19 protein-coding genes are annotated in these 16658 nt (G+C 58.4%); 13 read left to right on the top strand and 6 right to left on the bottom strand.

Annotation, left to right across the window (positions count from 1 at the left end):
* Positions 1-2 precede the first annotated feature (2 nt).
* A complete protein-coding gene (locus ACY4LX_RS28235; RefSeq protein WP_348134019.1) occupies positions 3-812 on the bottom strand; it encodes a PP2C family serine/threonine-protein phosphatase in 810 nt (269 codons plus the stop codon).
* 335 nt (positions 813-1147) lie between these two features.
* Between ACY4LX_RS28235 and ACY4LX_RS28230 the strand changes: the two genes are divergently transcribed.
* Together ACY4LX_RS28230 and ACY4LX_RS28225 are read left to right on the top strand one after the other, a co-directional pair.
* Positions 1148-1792, top strand: a complete 645-nt coding sequence (locus tag ACY4LX_RS28230; protein WP_348134017.1) for an MBL fold metallo-hydrolase — start codon at positions 1148-1150, stop codon at positions 1790-1792.
* Positions 1793-1893: 101 nt separating this feature from the next.
* The gene (locus ACY4LX_RS28225) at positions 1894-2619 is read left to right on the top strand and encodes a YiaD family glycine zipper/OmpA-like lipoprotein (protein WP_149661105.1); all 726 of its coding nucleotides are present in this window, start codon (positions 1894-1896) and stop codon (positions 2617-2619) included.
* Between the two features lie 84 nt (positions 2620-2703).
* Here the strand turns inward: ACY4LX_RS28225 and ACY4LX_RS28220 are convergent, their stop codons facing one another.
* Positions 2704-3138 carry a Z-ring associated ZapG family protein gene (locus ACY4LX_RS28220; protein WP_123410141.1) on the bottom strand — a complete coding sequence of 145 codons (435 nt, stop codon included), beginning with the start codon at positions 3136-3138 and terminating at the stop codon, positions 2704-2706.
* A 144-nt stretch (positions 3139-3282) separates the two neighbouring features.
* Between ACY4LX_RS28220 and ACY4LX_RS28215 the strand changes: the two genes are divergently transcribed.
* The 3 genes from ACY4LX_RS28215 to zapE all read left to right on the top strand — a co-directional run bounded on the left by ACY4LX_RS28215 (position 3283) and on the right by zapE (position 6478).
* Positions 3283-3912 carry an alpha/beta hydrolase gene (locus ACY4LX_RS28215; RefSeq protein WP_463258445.1) on the top strand — a complete coding sequence of 210 codons (630 nt, stop codon included), beginning with the start codon at positions 3283-3285 and terminating at the stop codon, positions 3910-3912.
* Positions 3913-3936: 24 nt separating this feature from the next.
* Complete coding sequence (locus ACY4LX_RS28210) at positions 3937-5292, top strand: tryptophan--tRNA ligase (protein WP_463258444.1); 1356 nt, start codon at positions 3937-3939, stop codon at positions 5290-5292.
* A 91-nt stretch (positions 5293-5383) separates the two neighbouring features.
* On the top strand, positions 5384-6478 hold the full coding sequence (zapE, locus tag ACY4LX_RS28205; RefSeq protein WP_123410144.1) for a cell division protein ZapE: 1095 nt from the start codon (positions 5384-5386) through the stop codon (positions 6476-6478).
* Positions 6479-6661: 183 nt separating this feature from the next.
* Here the strand turns inward: zapE and ACY4LX_RS28200 are convergent, their stop codons facing one another.
* Positions 6662-7558, bottom strand: coding sequence for a GlxA family transcriptional regulator (locus ACY4LX_RS28200; RefSeq protein ID WP_177332697.1), 897 nt, complete (start codon positions 7556-7558; stop codon positions 6662-6664).
* A gap of 244 nt (positions 7559-7802) precedes the next feature.
* Between ACY4LX_RS28200 and ACY4LX_RS28195 the strand changes: the two genes are divergently transcribed.
* The gene (locus ACY4LX_RS28195; protein WP_054613556.1) at positions 7803-8939 is read left to right on the top strand and encodes an acyl-CoA dehydrogenase family protein; all 1137 of its coding nucleotides are present in this window, start codon (positions 7803-7805) and stop codon (positions 8937-8939) included.
* A 129-nt stretch (positions 8940-9068) separates the two neighbouring features.
* Here ACY4LX_RS28195 and ACY4LX_RS28190 read toward each other — a convergent pair whose 3' ends face one another.
* Positions 9069-10109, bottom strand: coding sequence for an NADP(H)-dependent aldo-keto reductase (locus ACY4LX_RS28190; RefSeq protein WP_463258443.1), 1041 nt, complete (start codon positions 10107-10109; stop codon positions 9069-9071).
* Between the two features lie 248 nt (positions 10110-10357).
* Between ACY4LX_RS28190 and rplM the strand changes: the two genes are divergently transcribed.
* From rplM to ACY4LX_RS28155, 7 genes are all read left to right on the top strand, one after another.
* Positions 10358-10786, top strand: a complete 429-nt coding sequence (rplM, locus tag ACY4LX_RS28185; protein ID WP_092278175.1) for a 50S ribosomal protein L13 — start codon at positions 10358-10360, stop codon at positions 10784-10786.
* A gap of 14 nt (positions 10787-10800) precedes the next feature.
* Positions 10801-11193: a 30S ribosomal protein S9 gene (gene rpsI, locus ACY4LX_RS28180; protein WP_003216038.1), complete on the top strand. Its 393-nt coding sequence runs from the start codon at positions 10801-10803 to the stop codon at positions 11191-11193.
* Between the two features lie 267 nt (positions 11194-11460).
* Positions 11461-12054, top strand: a complete 594-nt coding sequence (petA, locus tag ACY4LX_RS28175; RefSeq protein ID WP_054045584.1) for a ubiquinol-cytochrome c reductase iron-sulfur subunit — start codon at positions 11461-11463, stop codon at positions 12052-12054.
* A complete protein-coding gene (locus ACY4LX_RS28170; protein WP_149661100.1) occupies positions 12054-13265 on the top strand; it encodes a cytochrome b in 1212 nt (403 codons plus the stop codon). Before petA ends, ACY4LX_RS28170 begins: the two co-directional genes overlap by 1 nt.
* Positions 13265-14044: a cytochrome c1 gene (locus tag ACY4LX_RS28165; protein WP_149661099.1), complete on the top strand. Its 780-nt coding sequence runs from the start codon at positions 13265-13267 to the stop codon at positions 14042-14044. Before ACY4LX_RS28170 ends, ACY4LX_RS28165 begins: the two co-directional genes overlap by 1 nt.
* A 150-nt stretch (positions 14045-14194) precedes the next feature.
* Positions 14195-14812, top strand: a complete 618-nt coding sequence (locus ACY4LX_RS28160; protein ID WP_047303097.1) for a glutathione S-transferase N-terminal domain-containing protein — start codon at positions 14195-14197, stop codon at positions 14810-14812.
* Between the two features lie 16 nt (positions 14813-14828).
* Positions 14829-15242: a ClpXP protease specificity-enhancing factor gene (locus ACY4LX_RS28155; RefSeq protein ID WP_054045578.1), complete on the top strand. Its 414-nt coding sequence runs from the start codon at positions 14829-14831 to the stop codon at positions 15240-15242.
* A 151-nt stretch (positions 15243-15393) separates the two neighbouring features.
* Here ACY4LX_RS28155 and ACY4LX_RS28150 read toward each other — a convergent pair whose 3' ends face one another.
* Positions 15394-15972 carry a BON domain-containing protein gene (locus ACY4LX_RS28150; RefSeq protein WP_123410152.1) on the bottom strand — a complete coding sequence of 193 codons (579 nt, stop codon included), beginning with the start codon at positions 15970-15972 and terminating at the stop codon, positions 15394-15396.
* On the bottom strand, positions 15969-16559 hold the full coding sequence (locus ACY4LX_RS28145) for a phosphoheptose isomerase (protein WP_149661098.1): 591 nt from the start codon (positions 16557-16559) through the stop codon (positions 15969-15971). The genes ACY4LX_RS28150 and ACY4LX_RS28145 overlap by 4 nt, the downstream gene beginning before the upstream one ends.
* Between the last annotated feature and the right edge of the window lie 99 nt (positions 16560-16658).

Here is a 16658-nt window from a genome sequence, read left to right as displayed (position 1 = left end):
GCTCACGTTGCCTCGCCAGTACCCACGCCTTGACGTTGCCCATCGCGTTTCAGGATCGACAGTAAGCCAATGGAGCAATCATCCGCGGTTTTGCTGGCGATGGACTGTTGAAGGTTGTCGGCCAACACGTCCTTGATTTTCTTTCTGGGTAGCGTCGCATTCCACTCCAGCAGCTTCTGGATCGCCGGGGCGGGGACGGCGCTGGCTTTGTCATAGAGGCTTTCAGCTGAGCCATCGCTCATGATCGCAAAGCCCGCCGTTGCTTCGATTTGCCCTCGGCACAGCCTGAGCCGCGACGCTGATTTGGGATCCGTCAGAAACAGCGTGGTGTTGGCGAGTTCGCCGTTTTCTGGAGGAGAAAGGGTCTGGAGTTGACCGTCCGAATCAACGCTCGCGATGATGCCGTCACCCAAGTGGCCTGCCAGGTAACGGCCTTTTGAGTAAGCGACGAACGACAGGGTGCAGGCCAGGTCGCTGATCTCGCAGCCCAGTTTTGCAGATTTGCGCCTGAACGCGTCAAGGCAGCGATTAACCAGGCGCTGGGCTGCCTTCGCGTTGTGTTTGTCCATGTTCTGCCAGAGGCTTTCAAAGTTCTTGCAGACAAAACCCAGGGTCGCGGTGACCGCTACCTGGGCGCCAATATCGGATCGGGCACGGGAGACGGCGCCATCGGCCAATGAAATGCAGGTCACTTCGTTCGAGGCTCTGGCCGCGACATACTCCAGGCAAGGCGTTTGAGTCTCGAGGTGCGAGCGTCCTGCCAAAAAAGCGCAGGCGGTTTTACAGGTGAAGTCGATCGGCTGCTCAGGCATGGTTCAGACCCGGGTTTTCGGCGCGGTCTTCCTGGCGAAAGAGATAGTCGTCTTGCATGGCATTATCCTTTTGAGTTGAGCGTTACAAAAAAACGCTTCAAGAGTCGTTTGAACCAGCGCGTCAGGATGCCCTCTGGGGAGGTCGGCGCCTCGCAGGGACGGTATGTTGCGGCGCGGTGCAGACAGAAAAGGACACTTTATCGACGAGTGCATGTTCTATTGAAAGGGCATTGGCTTCCTGCCGTCTTGTTTCAAAATCGGCGCGGCGCGAGGATAACCTATCAATTTTGCGGATCACAACTGCATTACCCAGCCTTGGCATCAGGATCAAACCCATGCAAACCCCGAATACAGCCCTTATCCGCGAAACCTTTCCGGTTGGCCCTTTGCAGTGCAACTGCACCATCATCGGCGACCCGATCACTAAAAAAGCCATCGTCGTCGATCCCGGCGGCAATCACGAGTTGATCCTGGCCCGGCTCGACGCCCTGGGCCTGAAGGTGGTCAGCATCATCCACACCCACGCGCACCTCGATCACTTCCTCGCCTCCGGTCAGTTGAAAGAGAAAACCGGCGCCACCCTGCACCTGCACAAAGAAGATCAATTCCTCTGGGACAATCTAGAGATGCAATGCCAAATGTTCGGCGTGCCTTACACGCCCGTACCAGCGCCGGATCGCTGGCTGGCCGATGACGAAGAACTGGCCTGCGGTTGCGGTGTGGCGCTTCATACGCCGGGGCATACGCCAGGTTCCATGAGCTTTTGGTTTTCAGAAGCTAAGCTGCTGATTGCCGGTGACACGCTGTTCAAGCGCGGGGTAGGGCGCACGGATTTGTGGGGTGGCGATCAGGCGACCATCGTGCGTTCGATCAAGCAACGGCTGTATACCCTCGACGAGGAAGCTATCGTTGTCACCGGGCATGGTCCGGACACGCGCCTGGGCGATGAGATGCGCGAGAACCCTTTTGTGCGTGCCTGAATTGTAACCAGTGGAATTTTTACTCGCGCCAATGATCCAACGCCCGCATAGGCCGATGCCTGGGCCCGTTGCACCACAGAATGCAAAAGTAGGAGCTCTTCATGTTCACCAAGCAGCGTTTGATTATTGTCGCAACGGCTGTGGCCCTGTTGTCCGGCTGCGCTTCACCTAATCCTTATGACAACCAGGGACAGGCCGACAGCGGCTCCCAGGGCATGAGCAAAACCGCCAAGTACGGTGGCCTCGGCGCCTTGGCTGGTGCGTTGGCCGGTGCCGCCATCGGTCACGATAACCGTGGTAAAGGCGCGTTGATTGGCGCTGCGGTCGTGGGGGCTTCCGCCGCCGGTTACGGTTACTACGCCGACCAGCAGGAGAAAAAGCTGCGGGCCAGCATGGCCAATACCGGGGTTGAGGTGCAGCGCCAGGGCGATCAGATCAAGCTGATCATGCCGGGTAACATCACCTTTGCCACTGATTCGGCGAACATCGCTTCAAGCTTCTACCAGCCGTTGAACAACCTGGCGGGCTCGCTCAAGGAATTCAGCCAGAACCAGATCGAGATCGTCGGCTACACCGACAGTACGGGTGCTCGCCAGCACAACATGGACCTGTCCCAGCGTCGCGCCCAGAGCGTGGCGACTTACCTGACCTCCCAAGGTGTGAGCGGGGCCAACCTGTCGGCACGCGGTGCCGGGCCGGATAACCCGATTGCCAGCAACGGTGACGTCAATGGCCGGGCGCAGAACCGTCGGGTCGAGGTCAACCTGAAGGCAATTCCGGGCCAGCAGTATCAGCAGCAGGGGCAGCCTGTTCAGCAGTACCAGTAATAGCCTGACTGAACCCCAGGCGTAAAAAAGCCCGCCCGATCCTCAACAGATCGGGCGGGCTTTTTTGTAGTGCGCGAAACCTGATTACTTCTTCAGGCCGTAATGCTCATCGAGCATGCCCGGCGCGTTCGGGGCTTTGGGCGCGTAGTCGCGAGGCGGCTCCTGATTGCGCGGCGGCGTCAGGCGTTCCCGTGGTGCCACGGCTGCGTCAGCGTGCAGGGCGGCCAGCAGTCGTTGGCGAGTCTGCTCGTCCAGGGCCAGGCGGTTGGCACCCTCGGCGAGATGATCCTGCACGTCCTGATAGCTGGCAGTCAGTTTCTTGACCAGCGAGGCCGTGCTGTTGAAGTGAGTAACCACCTCGTTCTGATAACTGTCGAAACGTTCCTGAATGTCATCCAGCTGACGTTGCGTGCTGCTGGGAGCGGCATTCGGCACCAGGCGAGCGATCAGGAAACCAACGGCGACACCCACAACCAGGGCAAGAGTCGGCAACAACCAAACTAAGAGCGAGTGTTCCACGAGTCCTTCCTCTATAAACGGCTTTGCTTTACGTTAACGGCTCGAACCTGCGCTGTATACCGCGATTCACTCGCAATAGATTGGCACAGACAATTTGCTAGACGAGTCGACCCGATTCGAGGTCACGGAGTTCCTTCCTTGCTTATGCGCGAAACCCCTGTAGTGATTGATGGCCCGGTCGGCCAACTGGAAGCCCTTTACCTGGAGAGCGAGCAGCCCCGCGGCCTGGCGCTGATCTGTCATCCCAACCCGGTGCAGGGCGGCACCATGCTCAACAAAGTCGTCTCGACCTTGCAGCGCACTGCGCGTGACGCCGGTTTGATTACTTTACGTTTCAACTACCGTGGCGTCGGTGCCAGCGAAGGTACCCACGATATGGGCACCGGCGAAGTCGACGACGCCCAGGCAGTGGCCGAATGGCTGCGAGTCAAACACCCCGAGTTGCCGCTGACGCTGTTCGGATTCTCCTTCGGCGGTTTTGTTGCAGCAAGTCTCGGCGGACGTCTGGAAGCCAAGGGTGAGCAGCTCAAGCACCTGTTCATGGTCGCGCCGGCGGTGATGCGTCTGGGCGATCAGGATCAACTGCCGCAGCAAGGCGAGCTGACCCTGATCCAGCCGGAAACCGATGAAGTCATCGATCCGCAGCTTGTTTACGAATGGTCCGACAAACTCGATCGCCCCCATGAGCTGCTGAAAGTGGCAGAATGCGGACACTTTTTTCATGGCAAGCTGACCGATCTCAAGGATCTGATCCTGCCGCGTCTTTCGAATTGATTGCAGTCTGACAAGCGATTACCCATGACGACTCGTACCCGTATCCTCACTGGCATCACCACCACCGGCACGCCGCACCTGGGCAATTACGCCGGCGCCATCCGCCCGGCGATCCTGGCCAGCCGTGACAGCAATGCCGATTCGTTCTATTTCCTGGCCGACTATCACGCCCTGATCAAATGCGATGACCCGCTGCGCATTCAGCGCTCGCGTCTGGAAATCGCTGCGACCTGGCTGGCCGGTGGCCTGGATGTGGACCGCGTGACCTTCTATCGCCAGTCCGACATCCCGGAAATCCCCGAGCTGACCTGGCTGCTGACATGCGTCGCCGCCAAGGGCCTGCTCAATCGCGCCCACGCCTACAAGGCCTCGGTGGACAAGAACGTCGAGACCGGCGAAGACCCGGACGCCGGCATCACCATGGGCTTGTACAGCTACCCGGTGCTGATGGCTGCCGACATTCTGATGTTCAACGCCCACAAGGTGCCGGTCGGTCGTGACCAGATCCAGCACGTGGAAATGGCCCGTGACATCGGCCAGCGTTTCAACCATTTGTTCGGTCAGGGCAAAGAGTTCTTCACCATGCCCGAGGCGCTGATCGAAGAAAGCGTCGCCACGCTGCCAGGCCTCGACGGTCGCAAGATGTCGAAGAGCTACGACAACACCATTCCGTTGTTCAGCAGCGCCAAGGAAATGAAGGACGCGATTTCGCGGATCGTCACCGACTCCCGCGCGCCGGGCGAAGCGAAAGATCCAGACAACTCGCACCTGTTCACCTTGTTCCAGGCCTTCGCCACCCCGGCGCAGTCCGACGAGTTCCGCAGCGAGTTATTGCAGGGCCTGGGCTGGGGCGAGGCGAAGAATCGTCTGTTCCAACTGCTGGACAGCGAACTGGGCGAGTCCCGCGAGCGCTATCACCAGTTGATCGAACGTCCGGCAGACCTCGAAGACATGCTGCAGATCGGCGCCAAGAAGGCCCGTTCGGTGGCGACGCCGTTCCTCCACGAACTGCGCGAAGCGGTCGGCCTGCGTTCTTTTGTCGCCCAGACTCAAGTTGCAGCGACCACCAAGAAAAAAGCCGCAAAAGCCGCGCGTTTCGTCAGTTTTCGTGAAGACGACGGCAGTTTCCGCTTCCGTCTGCTCGCGGCCGATGGCGAGCAATTGCTGCTGTCACGCAACTTCGCCGACGGTAAAACCGCTGGTCAGGTGACCAAGCAGCTGCAAGCCGGCCAACCGCTGGACGTGCGCAGCGAAGACCTGAGCTTCAGCGTCTGGCTGGAAGGCGAGTGCGTCGGCGACAGCCCGACCTTCGCCGACAGCGCCGCTCGCGACGTTGCCATCGACGCCCTGCGCGTGGCGTTGACGCCGGTTCAGGAATAAATCAGCGGCTCGGCCCGACCAAGGGCTGATTGCCATTCTGACGGGCCGTCGCTACAGTGGCGGCCCGTTTTTGTTGCCTTGCTAACGAATTATGACGCCCCTAGAACGATATCAAGCTGATCTGAAACGCCCGGAATTCTTCCATGACGCCGCCCAGGAAACTGCGGTGCGTCATTTGCAGCGCCTGTACGACGACCTGGTCGCGGCCTCGCAGAGCAAGCCGGGCCTGTTCGGCAAACTGTTTGGCAAGAAAGACCAGGCGCCGGTCAAGGGCCTGTACTTCTGGGGCGGCGTGGGTCGTGGCAAGACCTACCTGGTCGACACCTTCTTCGAAGCCCTGCCGTTCAAGGAAAAGGTCCGCACTCACTTCCACCGCTTCATGAAGCGCGTGCACGAAGAGATGAAGACCCTCGGTGGCGAGAAAAACCCGCTGACCATCATCGCCAAGCGTTTCTCCGACGAAGCCCGGGTGATCTGTTTCGATGAATTCTTCGTCTCGGACATCACCGACGCGATGATCCTCGGCACGCTGATGGAAGAGCTGTTCAAGAACGGCGTGACTCTGGTCGCGACGTCGAACATCGTGCCGGACGGCCTGTACAAGGACGGCCTGCAACGTGCGCGCTTCCTGCCGGCGATTGCACTGATCAAGCAGAACACCGACATCGTCAACGTCGACAGCGGCGTCGATTACCGTCTGCGCCACCTCGAACAAGCGGAATTGTTCCACTTCCCGCTGGACGAAGCGTCCCAGGAAAGCTTGCGCAAGAGCTTTCGAGCCTTGACGCCGGAATGCACCGCGGCCACCGAAAACGATGTGCTGATGATCGAAAACCGCGAAATCCGTGCCTTGCGCACCTGCGATGACGTGGCCTGGTTCGACTTCCGCGAACTGTGCGACGGCCCGCGCAGCCAGAACGATTACATCGAACTGGGCAAGATCTTCCACGCCGTGCTGCTCAGCGGTGTCGAGCAGATGAGCGTCACCACCGACGACATCGCCCGACGCTTTATCAACATGGTCGACGAGTTCTACGACCGTAACGTGAAGCTGATCATTTCTGCAGAAGTCGAGCTTAAAGACCTGTACACCGGCGGTCGCTTGAACTTTGAGTTCCAGCGCACGCTGAGTCGTCTGTTGGAGATGCAGTCCCACGAATTCCTGTCCCGGGCGCATAAGCCGTAGGACGTTTCGGAAAATAAAAAAGGGCCTGCATTGCAGGCCCTTTTTTATGCGCGCCGATACTGATCGTTCCCACGCTCTGCGTGGGAATGCATCCCGTGACGCTCCGCGTCACATTCCGAAGCGCACGCAGAGCGTCCATGGCGGCATTCCTACGCAGAGCGTGGGAACGATCGGTCGGGACGCTTATGCGGCTTGCTGAAATTGCTGCCGATACTGGTTCGGCGACAATTCGGTGTGCTGGCGGAACAGCCGCGCAAAGAAGCTCGCATCGTCGTAGCCGACCTCATAACTGATGGTCTTGATGCTCTTGCGGCTGCCGGACAGCAGGCCCTTGGCGGTTTCGATGCGCAGGCGTTGCAGGTAATGCAGCGGCTTGTCGCCGGTGGCGGTCTGGAAGCGGCGCATGAAGTTGCGGATGCTCATGCCGTGTTCGCGGGCAACGTCTTCGAAGCGGAATTTGTCGGCGAAGTGTTCTTCGAGCCAGTGCTGGATCTGCAGGATGATCACGTCCTGATGCAACTTCTGCCCGCCAAAACCGATGCGCCCCGGCGCATAACTGCGCTGCACTTCGTAGAGAATGTCCCGGGCCACGGCCTGGGCCACGTTGGCGCCGCAGAAGCGTTCGATCAGGTAGATATAGAGGTCGCACGCCGAGGTCGTACCACCGGCGCAATACAGGTTGTCCGCGTCGGTCAGGTGCTTGTCCTGATTGAGTTGAACCTGCGGATAGCGCTCGGCAAACGCGTTGAAAAAACGCCAGTAGGTGGTCGCTTCCTTGCCATTGAGCAGCCCGGCTTCCGCCAGCCAGAACACCCCGGTGGCTTCGCCGCACAGCACGGCGCCACGGGCGTGTTGTTCGCGCAGCCACGGCAGCACCTGTGGATAACGTTTGCACAGTGTTTCGAAATCGTCCCAGAAGGCCGGGAGGATGATGATGTCAGCGTTTTCCAGGCCGCCGTCCACCGGCATGATCACATCGCTGAAGCTGTTCACCGGTTTGCCGTCGGGGCTGACCAGGCGCGTTTCGAACGCCGGTGTCAGGCCGTGGCCCAGTTGTTTGCCGTAGCGCAGGCTGGCCAGGTGGAAGAAATCCTTGGCTTGCATAAGGGTGGAAGCGAAAACCCGGTCGATAGCCAGGATGCTGACGCGCCGCAGGGGCGTGGAGACTTGGTTAGACATAATTCAACTTTATTCTTATAGGGGAAAGTGGTCACCAGACGGCTGGATCGTCTTATTTTTTGTCTGATGTGTCCAGTGTCCTGTATCGCAAGCGCGGCTTAGGCTCTGAAGGTCAACTTCTTCCAACAATAACGACAGGTGCCCCATGATCCCCAGAACCTTGTTCAGTTCCGAGCACGAACTTTTTCGCGACAGCGTGCGAACGTTCCTCGAAAAAGAGGCCGTGCCGTTCCATGGGCAATGGGAAAAACAGGGCTACATCGACCGCCAGCTGTGGAACAAGGCGGGGGAGGCGGGGATGCTCTGTTCGCACCTGCCGGAAGAATATGGCGGGTTGGGTGCGGACTTTCTCTACAGCGCGGTGGTGATCGAAGAGGTCGGCCGCCTCGGCCTCACAGGGATCGGTTTCTCCCTGCATTCAGACATCGTCGCGCCGTACATCCTGCATTACGGCAGCGAAGCACTGAAGCACAAATACCTGCCAAAACTGGTGTCGGGCGAAATGGTCACGGCCATCGCCATGACCGAGCCGGGTGCCGGCTCCGACCTGCAAGGGGTGAAAACCACCGCCGTGCTGGACGGTGACGAATACGTGATCAACGGCTCGAAAACCTTCATCACCAACGGCTTTCTGGCGGACCTGGTGATTGTCGTCGCCAAGACCGATCCGAAAGCGGGCGCGAAGGGCACCAGTCTGTTTCTGGTGGAAGCCAATACGCCGGGCTTCGCCAAGGGCAAGCGCCTGGAAAAAGTCGGAATGAAGGCTCAGGACACGTCGGAATTGTTCTTCCAGGATGTACGCGTGCCGAAGGAAAACCTCTTGGGGCAGGCCGGGATGGGCTTCGCTTACTTGATGCAGGAATTGCCGCAAGAGCGTCTCACCGTGGCTGTCGGCGGACTCGCTTCGGCCGAGGCAGCGCTGCAATGGACACTGGACTACACCCGCGAACGCAAGGCGTTCGGCAAGGCGATTGCCGATTTTCAGAACACTCGCTTCAAACTGGCGGAGATGGCCACCGAGATTCAGATTGGCCGGGTGTTCGTCGACAAATGCCTGGAACTGCACCTGCAAGGCAAGCTGGACGTGCCGACGGCAGCGATGGCGAAATACTGGGGCACCGACCTGCAATGCAAGGTGCTCGACGAGTGCGTGCAGTTGCATGGCGGCTACGGGTTCATGTGGGAATACCCGGTGGCCCGGGCGTGGGCGGATGCGCGGGTGCAGCGGATCTATGCCGGCACCAACGAGATCATGAAGGAGATTATTGCGCGGTCGCTGTAATGCCGCGTGATCGTTCCCACGCTCTGCGTGGGAATGCCGCCGGGGACGCTCCGCGTTCAGCTGTTGAATGTGACGCAGAGCGTCACGAGATGCATTCCCACGCAGGAGCGTGGGAACGATCACTGTTGGTTACGGCGCAGGATTCGGGTGATCCTTGTGAATCGCCTCGATCCCCGCCAGCACTTCGTCGGAAAGCTTCAGCTCGAAACTGGCGATGTTGCTGTCCAACTGCTCAAGCGACGTCGCCCCGATGATGTTGCTGGTCACGAACGGCTGCTGGTTTACGAAAGCCAATGCCATTTGCGCCGGGTCCAGGCCGTGTTCACGGGCCAGGGCTACGTAACGGCTGCACGCTGCTTCCGACTGCGGGTTGAAATAGCGGCTGAAGCGGCTGTAGAGGCTCAGGCGGCCTTTTGGCGGACGGGCGCCACCTTCGTACTTGCCTGACAGGAACCCGAACGCCAGCGGCGAATAGGCCAGCAGGCCGCACTGTTCGCGAATGGCGATTTCCGCCAGGCCGACTTCGAAGCTGCGGTTCAGCAGGTTGTACGGGTTCTGGATCGACACGGCGCGCGGCCAGCCACGGGCTTCGGCCAAGGCCAGGAAGCGCATGGTGCCCCACGGGGTTTCATTGGACAGGCCGATGTGGCGGATCTTGCCGGCCTTGACCTGTTCGTCGAGTGCTTCGAGGGTGTCTTCCAGCGGCGTCAGGTTGGCTTCGATCTTGTGCTTGTAGCCCAACTGACCGAAGAAATTGGTGCTGCGCTCCGGCCAGTGCAGTTGGTAGAGATCGATGTAGTCGGTCTGCAGGCGCTTGAGGCTGGCGTCCACGGCTTCGGTGATGTGCTGGCGGTTGTGGCGCAGGTTTTTGTCGCGGATGTAGTCGATGGTGTTGCCCGGGCCGGCGATCTTGCTGGCCAGGATCCAGTCGGCACGATCGCCGCGACTCTTGAAGTAATTGCCGATGTAGCGCTCGGTGGTGGCGTAGGTGTCGGCCTTGGGGGGCACCGGGTACATTTCGGCGGTGTCGATGAAATTGATCCCGGCGCCTTTGGCTCGTTCGATCTGGGCGAAGGCTTCAGCCTCGCTGTTTTGCTCGCCCCAGGTCATGGTTCCGAGGCAGATTGCACTCACGTTCAGATCGGTTCGGCCTAGCTGTCGATAATCCATCGGGTGCTCCTTGGGCAAAACAATCATAAAAGCAGGTTGAATATTTTTTCGCAATCTGCATAATTGCCCACCTCTTTATGCAGTGGAAGTGATGCGCCGCCTGCGGAAGAGATCTTGCCGTTGAACGGACGCGCCGACCCGAGCCCCCGATAGCGTCTGTATCCGGCTGCCTTTGACTTGTCAAAGCACGCACTATTCAGTAAGATCCGCCGTCTAATTTACAGGGCGGCCCCTGAGGCTATTAAAGAATGACAACTTTTACTGCAAAACCAGAAACAGTTGTGCGCGACTGGTTTGTCGTCGACGCCGCTGGTCAGACCCTGGGTCGTCTGGCTACCGAAATCGCGAGCCGTCTGCGTGGCAAGCATAAAGCTGAGTACACTCCTCACGTTGACACCGGCGATTACATCGTCGTTATCAATGCCGAGCAGGTTCGTGTAACCGGTGCTAAAACCACCGACAAAATCTACTACTCCCACTCCGGTTTCCCGGGTGGCATCAAGTCGATCAGTTTCGAAAAACTGATCGCCAAGAAGCCTGAATCCCCGATCGAGATCGCGGTTAAAGGTATGCTGCCGAAGGGCCCACTGGGTCGCGACATGTATCGCAAGCTGAAAGTCTATGCGGGCGCTGCTCACCCTCATGCTGCTCAGCAGCCCCAAGAACTGAAGTTTTAACGGAATAGTTCATTATGTCGGCGACTCAAAATTACGGCACTGGCCGTCGCAAGACCGCAACCGCACGCGTTTTCCTGCGTCCGGGTACTGGTAACATCTCCATCAACAACCGCACCCTGGAAAATTTCTTCGGCCGCGAAACTGCCCGCATGGTAGTTCGTCAGCCGCTGGAACTGACTGAGACTGTCGAGAAATTCGACATCTACGTCACCGTGATCGGTGGTGGTGTGAGTGGTCAAGCTGGCGCAATCCGCCACGGTATCACTCGCGCACTGATGCAGTACGACGAAACCCTGCGTGGCGCTCTGCGCAAAGCTGGCTTCGTTACTCGCGATGCTCGCGAAGTTGAACGTAAGAAAGTTGGTCTGCGTAAAGCGCGTAAGCGTCCGCAGTACTCGAAGCGTTAATTCGCTTCCACGTTCAAAAAGAACGCCCATCTCCTCACGGAGCTGGGCGTTTTTTTGTGCGTGCGATTTCTCAAAGAATTGCGCTGTGACAACTTGCCACAGCCGTAGAGCCCCTATACTGCAAGGCTTGGCAGTGGAGCCCTTGGGTAATTACCTTGTCAGAATTGGGGCTTTTCATTACCATTCGGCAAAATTTTTATAAGTACATAGATTTAACTTAGTAGATGCCTGATTTAACAGGCCACAAAGCTGATGGGAGAGGACTGAATGAGCAATGACGGCGTGAATGCAGGCCGGCGTCGCTTCTTGGTAGCAGCCACATCCGTGGTGGGTGCTGCAGGAGCGGTGGGGGCTGCGGTCCCGTTCGTGGGGTCATGGTTTCCCAGTGCCAAGGCGAAAGCCGCAGGTGCACCGGTGAAAGTGAATGTCAGCAAAATCGAGCCAGGCCAGCAGATGATTGCTGAGTGGCGCGGCCAGCCAGTATTCATTGTCCGCCGAACCGCGGAAATCCTGGGGAATCTGAAAAAGATCGAGGGCCAGCTGTCTGACCCGACCTCCAAGAACTCGACACAACCGACCTACGTCGATCCAGAAACGCGTTCGATCAAGCCAGAGGTCCTGCTGCTGATCGGTATCTGCACACACCTGGGTTGCTCGCCGACCTTCCGTCCTGAAGTGGCACCTGCTGATCTGGGCAAGGACTGGGTAGGTGGTTATTTCTGCCCTTGCCACGGTTCCCACTACGATCTGGCTGGCCGCGTCTACAAGTCGCAACCTGCGCCTTTGAACCTGCCAGTTCCCCCGCATTCCTATGAGACCGATGAGATCATTGTCATCGGCGTCGATACGGAGAAAGCGTGATGAGCAAGTTCATGGATTGGGTTGATGCGCGCTTTCCCGCGACCAAAATGTGGGAAGACCATCTCAGCAAGTACTACGCCCCGAAGAACTTCAACTTCTTCTATTTCTTTGGTTCCCTCGCGCTGCTCGTTCTGGTCAACCAGATCGTCACCGGTGTCTGGCTGACCATGAGCTACACCCCGTCGGCGGAAGAAGCGTTTGCGTCCGTCGAATACATCATGCGCGACGTCGAGTACGGCTCGATCCTGCGTCTGCTGCACTCCACCGGCGCTTCGGCGTTCTTCATCGTGGTCTATCTGCACATGTTCCGTGGCTTGCTCTACGGTTCGTACCAGAAGCCTCGTGAGCTGGTGTGGGTCTTCGGCATGCTGATCTACCTGGCGCTGATGGCGGAAGCCTTCATGGGTTACCTGCTGCCGTGGGGTCAGATGTCCTACTGGGGGGCCCAGGTGATCATCTCGCTGTTCGGTGCGATCCCGGTCATTGGCAACGACCTGACCCAGTGGATCCGTGGTGACTACCTGATTTCCGGTATCACCCTGAACCGCTTCTTCGCCTTGCACGTTGTGGCGCTGCCGATCGTGATTCTCGGCCTGGTGGTGTTGCACGTCCTGGCGCTGCACGAAGTCGGGTCGAACAACCCGGACGGCGTGGACATCAAGAAATTCAAAGACGAAAACGGCGTACCGCTGGACGGCATTGCCTTCCATCCGTACTACACCGTGAAAGATATCGTCGGCGTGGTGGTGTTCCTGTTCATCTTCTGCTCGATCGTGTTCTTCTTCCCTGAAATGGGCGGTTACTTCCTCGAGAAACCGAACTTTGAAGTGGCGAACGCCTTCAAGACCCCAGAGCACATCGCTCCGGTCTGGTACTTCACGCCGTTCTACGCCATCTTGCGGGCCATTCCGGACAAGCTCATGGGTGTTATCGCCATGGGTGCTTCGATTGCCATGCTGTTCGTGCTGCCTTGGCTCGACCGCAGTCCGGTCAAGTCCATGCGCTACAAGGGCTGGCTGAGCAAGATCTGGCTTTGGGTGTTCTGCATCTGCTTCGTGATTCTCGGTGTGCTGGGCGTATTGGCCCCAACCCCTGAGCGGACACTGGTGTCGCAGATTTGCACCTTCCTGTACTTCGCCTACTTCATTCTGATGCCGTTCTACACCAGGCTCGAGAAGACCAAACCGGTTCCGGAAAGGGTGACTGGCTGATGAAAAAGCTATTTGCTGTATTGATTCTTGCGGCCTTGCCGGTGTTTTCCTTCGCGGCCGAACACGGTCCTGAACTGGAAAAGGTCGATATCGACGTCTCCGATAAAGCGGCCATGCAGGACGGCGCACGTACGTTTGCCAACTATTGCATGGGTTGCCACAGTGCCAAGTTCCAGCGCTATGAGCGCGTTGCCGACGACCTGGGGATTCCTCACGATCTGATGCTGAAAAACCTGGTGTTCACCGGCGCCAAGATCGGCGACCACATGAGCATCGGCATGCAGCCAGCAGACGCCAAGACCTGGTTCGGTGCTGCACCGCCGGACCTGACCCTGGTGGCTCGCGTTCGTGGCACTGACTGGCTCTACGGTTACCTGCGTTCGTTCTATGAAGACCCTGCGCGTCCCTGGGGCGTGAACAACAAGGTGTTCCCGAACGTCGGCATGCCTAACGTCCTGGTCGGCCTGCAAGGTCGTCAGGTGGTCGGCTGCAAACAGGTTCAAATCGTCGAGGACGGCAAGAAGCAGTATGATCCGCTGACCGGTACGCCGCTGACTCATGAAGCGTGCGATCAGTTGACCATCGTGCCGAAGAGCGGTGCGCTGAATGAAGAGCAGTTCGATGAGAAGGTCAAGAATCTGGTAACCTTCCTCGCTTACTCGGCTAACCCGGTAAAGCTGCAACATCAGCGCATCGGTACCTATGTATTGCTCTACCTGGCGTTCTTCTTCGTATTCGCTTACTTGCTCAAGCGTGAATACTGGAAAGACGTCCATTGATAAAGCTGTAAGCAATTGCTGTTGATCGCGCGCGCCCAGGGGCGTCTCTGAAGGTGTAACGAGTCTGGCGAGCCAGGCGTTACGGGAGGCGTCCTCTGGGCGCGCGCGTTTTTCCGCTTCCGATAATTTCAACAAGCGAGGAGGACCGCCATGGGCGTGACCAATCGGTTGGCCTGTTACTCCGACCCCGCCGACCACTATTCCCACCGAGTACGCATCGTACTTGCAGAGAAGGGTGTCAGCGCCGAGATCATTTATGTGGAAGCTGGTCGCCAGCCGCCTAAACTGATCGAAGTGAACCCTTACGGCAGCTTGCCCACCCTGGTCGATCGTGACCTGGCGTTGTGGGAGTCGACCGTGGTGATGGAATATCTGGATGAGCGTTACCCGCACCCGCCTTTACTGCCGGTTTATCCTGTGGCGCGTGCAAACAGCCGTCTGCTGATTCATCGTATTCAGCGTGACTGGTGTGGGCTGGTGGATCTGATCCTGGATCCCAAGTCCAAGGAAGCCGCCCGCGTCGTCGCTCGTAAAGAGCTGCGCGAAAGCCTGACTGGCGTGTCGCCGTTGTTCGCCGACAAGCCGTTTTTCCTCAGTGAGGAACAAAGTCTGGTGGATTGCTGCCTATTGCCAATACTCTGGCGATTGCCGATTTTGGGTATTGAACTGCCGCGGCCTGCCAAGCCGCTGCTTGATTACATGGAGCGCTCTTTCGCGCGTGAGGCTTTCCAGGCGAGTCTGTCTGGTGTCGAACGCGATATGCGCTAAGGCTTAAGGAGCCGCTATGAACTCCAGTCGACCTTATCTGGTCCGCGCGCTCTACGAGTGGATTGTTGATAACGATTGCACCCCGCACATGCTGGTCAATTCCGAATATCCGTCGGTGCAGGTGCCTCAAGGTTTCGCCAGTGACGGTCAGATAGTCCTGAACGTATCGCCGGCAGCCGTGCGTCATTTGCACATGGACAACGAAGCGGTCAGCTTCGAGGGGCGCTTCGGTGGCGTGCCACACACCCTGTTCGTGCCTATCGCTTCGATCCTGGGCATTTACGCCCGGGAAAACGGCCAAGGCATGGTGTTCGATCTGGAATCGCCTATGGAAGACGATGAAGAGATCGAGCCGGATGATGATGTCCCGCCACCCGACAACGAGCCGCCGCGTCCCAGCGGTCGACCGAGTTTGAAGGTGGTGAAGTAATAAAAAAGGCGATCCGAAAGGATCGCCTTTTTTATTACGTGTAGGAGCAAAGCTTGCTCGCGATGGCGATCTCAAGTACGCCATCGCGAGCAAGCTTTGCTCCTACGGGCGATGGCGGTCTCACGAGCGCCATCGTCGGCAGGTGTGGGTATCAGTCGATGTACTCAAACAGCTTCACAATCTTCTGCACCCCGGAAACGCTCTGCACCAGGTTGGTGGCTTGAGCGGCTTCCTGCTTGGTCAGCAAGCCCAGCAGATAGACGATGCCATTTTCGGTGACGACCTTGATGCGCGAGCCCGGGATGTTCGGGTCGGTGAGCATCTGGGTTTTGATCTTGGAGGTCAGCCAAGTGTCGTTCTGGCGGGCCAGGAAACCGGACGGCGGCAGGACTTGCAGCTCGTTATGCACCTTCTTCACGCGCTGGACCGCGGAAGCGGCCTGTTCGGCCTTGGCCTTGAGGTCGGCGGTGGGCGTTTGCCCGGCCAGCAGCACGACGCCGTTGAAGCTGGTGACGACGATGTGCGAGTCGTTATCCAGCGCCGGATCGGCCTTGGCGACGTTGACGCCGACCTTGGTGTCGATCAGGGAGTCGTCGATTTTACTGCCGAAGGTGCGTGTGCCGCGGTCATCTTCAATCGGTGCTTCGCGGCTGGCTTTAACCACCGAGGTGCAGCCGCTGATGCCGAGGCATAGGGTCAAGGCCAGAAGGCCTAGGCGATTAGGGGTCATTCTTCACTCCCGAACAGTTGGCTGTCGATCAAGTAGCAAAGGCAGTGGATCGTCAGCAGGTGGACTTCCTGAATACGTGCGGTGACATAGGCCGGTACGCGGATCTCGACGTCTTCAGGCAAAAGCAGAGACGCCATGCCGCCGCCATCGCGACCGGTCAATGCTACGACAATCATTTCGCGATCATGTGCGGTCTGGATCGCTTGAATAATGTTCGCCGAGTTACCGCTGGTGGAAATCGCCAGCAATACATCGCCCGGTCGGCCAAGGGCATGGATCTGTTTAGAGAAGATTTCGTTGTAGCTGTAATCGTTGGCGATTGAGGTGATCGTCGAGCTGTCGGTGGTCAGTGCGATGGCGGGCAGGCTCGGGCGTTCACGTTCGAAGCGGTTGAGCAGCTCCGACGAGAAGTGCTGGGCGTCACTGGCGGAACCGCCGTTACCGCAGGAAAGTATTTTGCCATCGTACAGGGCGTTGACCATCACCTGGCTGGCTTGCTCGATGTGCGGTGCAAGTACGTCCATCGCCTGTTGCTTGGTGTCGATACTGGCCTGAAAAAGCTGGCGAATTCGGGATTGCATGTCCATCTGTGTGACCTTAATTAGCGCGGCTACTTGGCACATGAATGTGCAGCCCGCAAAGCAAAGAGCAAAAATGTTGGGTGAAAGTGTCCGGTTCGAGGTGCA

The organism is Pseudomonas sp. Emmai, assembly GCF_055179735.1.
This window is presented reverse-complemented; position numbering and strand designations above follow the sequence as displayed.

What these genes read in the sequence shown, in the direction of transcription:
- ACY4LX_RS28235 (WP_348134019.1), bottom strand. Translation starts at nt 812, where the DNA reads ATGCCTGAGCAGCCGATCGACTTCACCTGTAAAACCGCCTGCGCTTTT.
- ACY4LX_RS28230 (WP_348134017.1), top strand. Translation starts at nt 1,148, where the DNA reads ATGCAAACCCCGAATACAGCCCTTATCCGCGAAACCTTTCCGGTTGGC.
- ACY4LX_RS28225 (WP_149661105.1), top strand. Translation starts at nt 1,894, where the DNA reads ATGTTCACCAAGCAGCGTTTGATTATTGTCGCAACGGCTGTGGCCCTG.
- ACY4LX_RS28215 (WP_463258445.1), top strand. Translation starts at nt 3,283, where the DNA reads ATGCGCGAAACCCCTGTAGTGATTGATGGCCCGGTCGGCCAACTGGAA.
- ACY4LX_RS28210 (WP_463258444.1), top strand. Translation starts at nt 3,937, where the DNA reads ATGACGACTCGTACCCGTATCCTCACTGGCATCACCACCACCGGCACG.
- zapE (WP_123410144.1), top strand. Translation starts at nt 5,384, where the DNA reads ATGACGCCCCTAGAACGATATCAAGCTGATCTGAAACGCCCGGAATTC.
- ACY4LX_RS28195 (WP_054613556.1), top strand. Translation starts at nt 7,803, where the DNA reads ATGATCCCCAGAACCTTGTTCAGTTCCGAGCACGAACTTTTTCGCGAC.
- ACY4LX_RS28190 (WP_463258443.1), bottom strand. Translation starts at nt 10,109, where the DNA reads ATGGATTATCGACAGCTAGGCCGAACCGATCTGAACGTGAGTGCAATC.
- rplM (WP_092278175.1), top strand. Translation starts at nt 10,358, where the DNA reads ATGACAACTTTTACTGCAAAACCAGAAACAGTTGTGCGCGACTGGTTT.
- rpsI (WP_003216038.1), top strand. Translation starts at nt 10,801, where the DNA reads ATGTCGGCGACTCAAAATTACGGCACTGGCCGTCGCAAGACCGCAACC.
- petA (WP_054045584.1), top strand. Translation starts at nt 11,461, where the DNA reads ATGAGCAATGACGGCGTGAATGCAGGCCGGCGTCGCTTCTTGGTAGCA.
- ACY4LX_RS28170 (WP_149661100.1), top strand. Translation starts at nt 12,054, where the DNA reads ATGAGCAAGTTCATGGATTGGGTTGATGCGCGCTTTCCCGCGACCAAA.
- ACY4LX_RS28165 (WP_149661099.1), top strand. Translation starts at nt 13,265, where the DNA reads ATGAAAAAGCTATTTGCTGTATTGATTCTTGCGGCCTTGCCGGTGTTT.
- ACY4LX_RS28160 (WP_047303097.1), top strand. Translation starts at nt 14,195, where the DNA reads ATGGGCGTGACCAATCGGTTGGCCTGTTACTCCGACCCCGCCGACCAC.
- ACY4LX_RS28155 (WP_054045578.1), top strand. Translation starts at nt 14,829, where the DNA reads ATGAACTCCAGTCGACCTTATCTGGTCCGCGCGCTCTACGAGTGGATT.
- ACY4LX_RS28150 (WP_123410152.1), bottom strand. Translation starts at nt 15,972, where the DNA reads ATGACCCCTAATCGCCTAGGCCTTCTGGCCTTGACCCTATGCCTCGGC.
- ACY4LX_RS28145 (WP_149661098.1), bottom strand. Translation starts at nt 16,559, where the DNA reads ATGGACATGCAATCCCGAATTCGCCAGCTTTTTCAGGCCAGTATCGAC.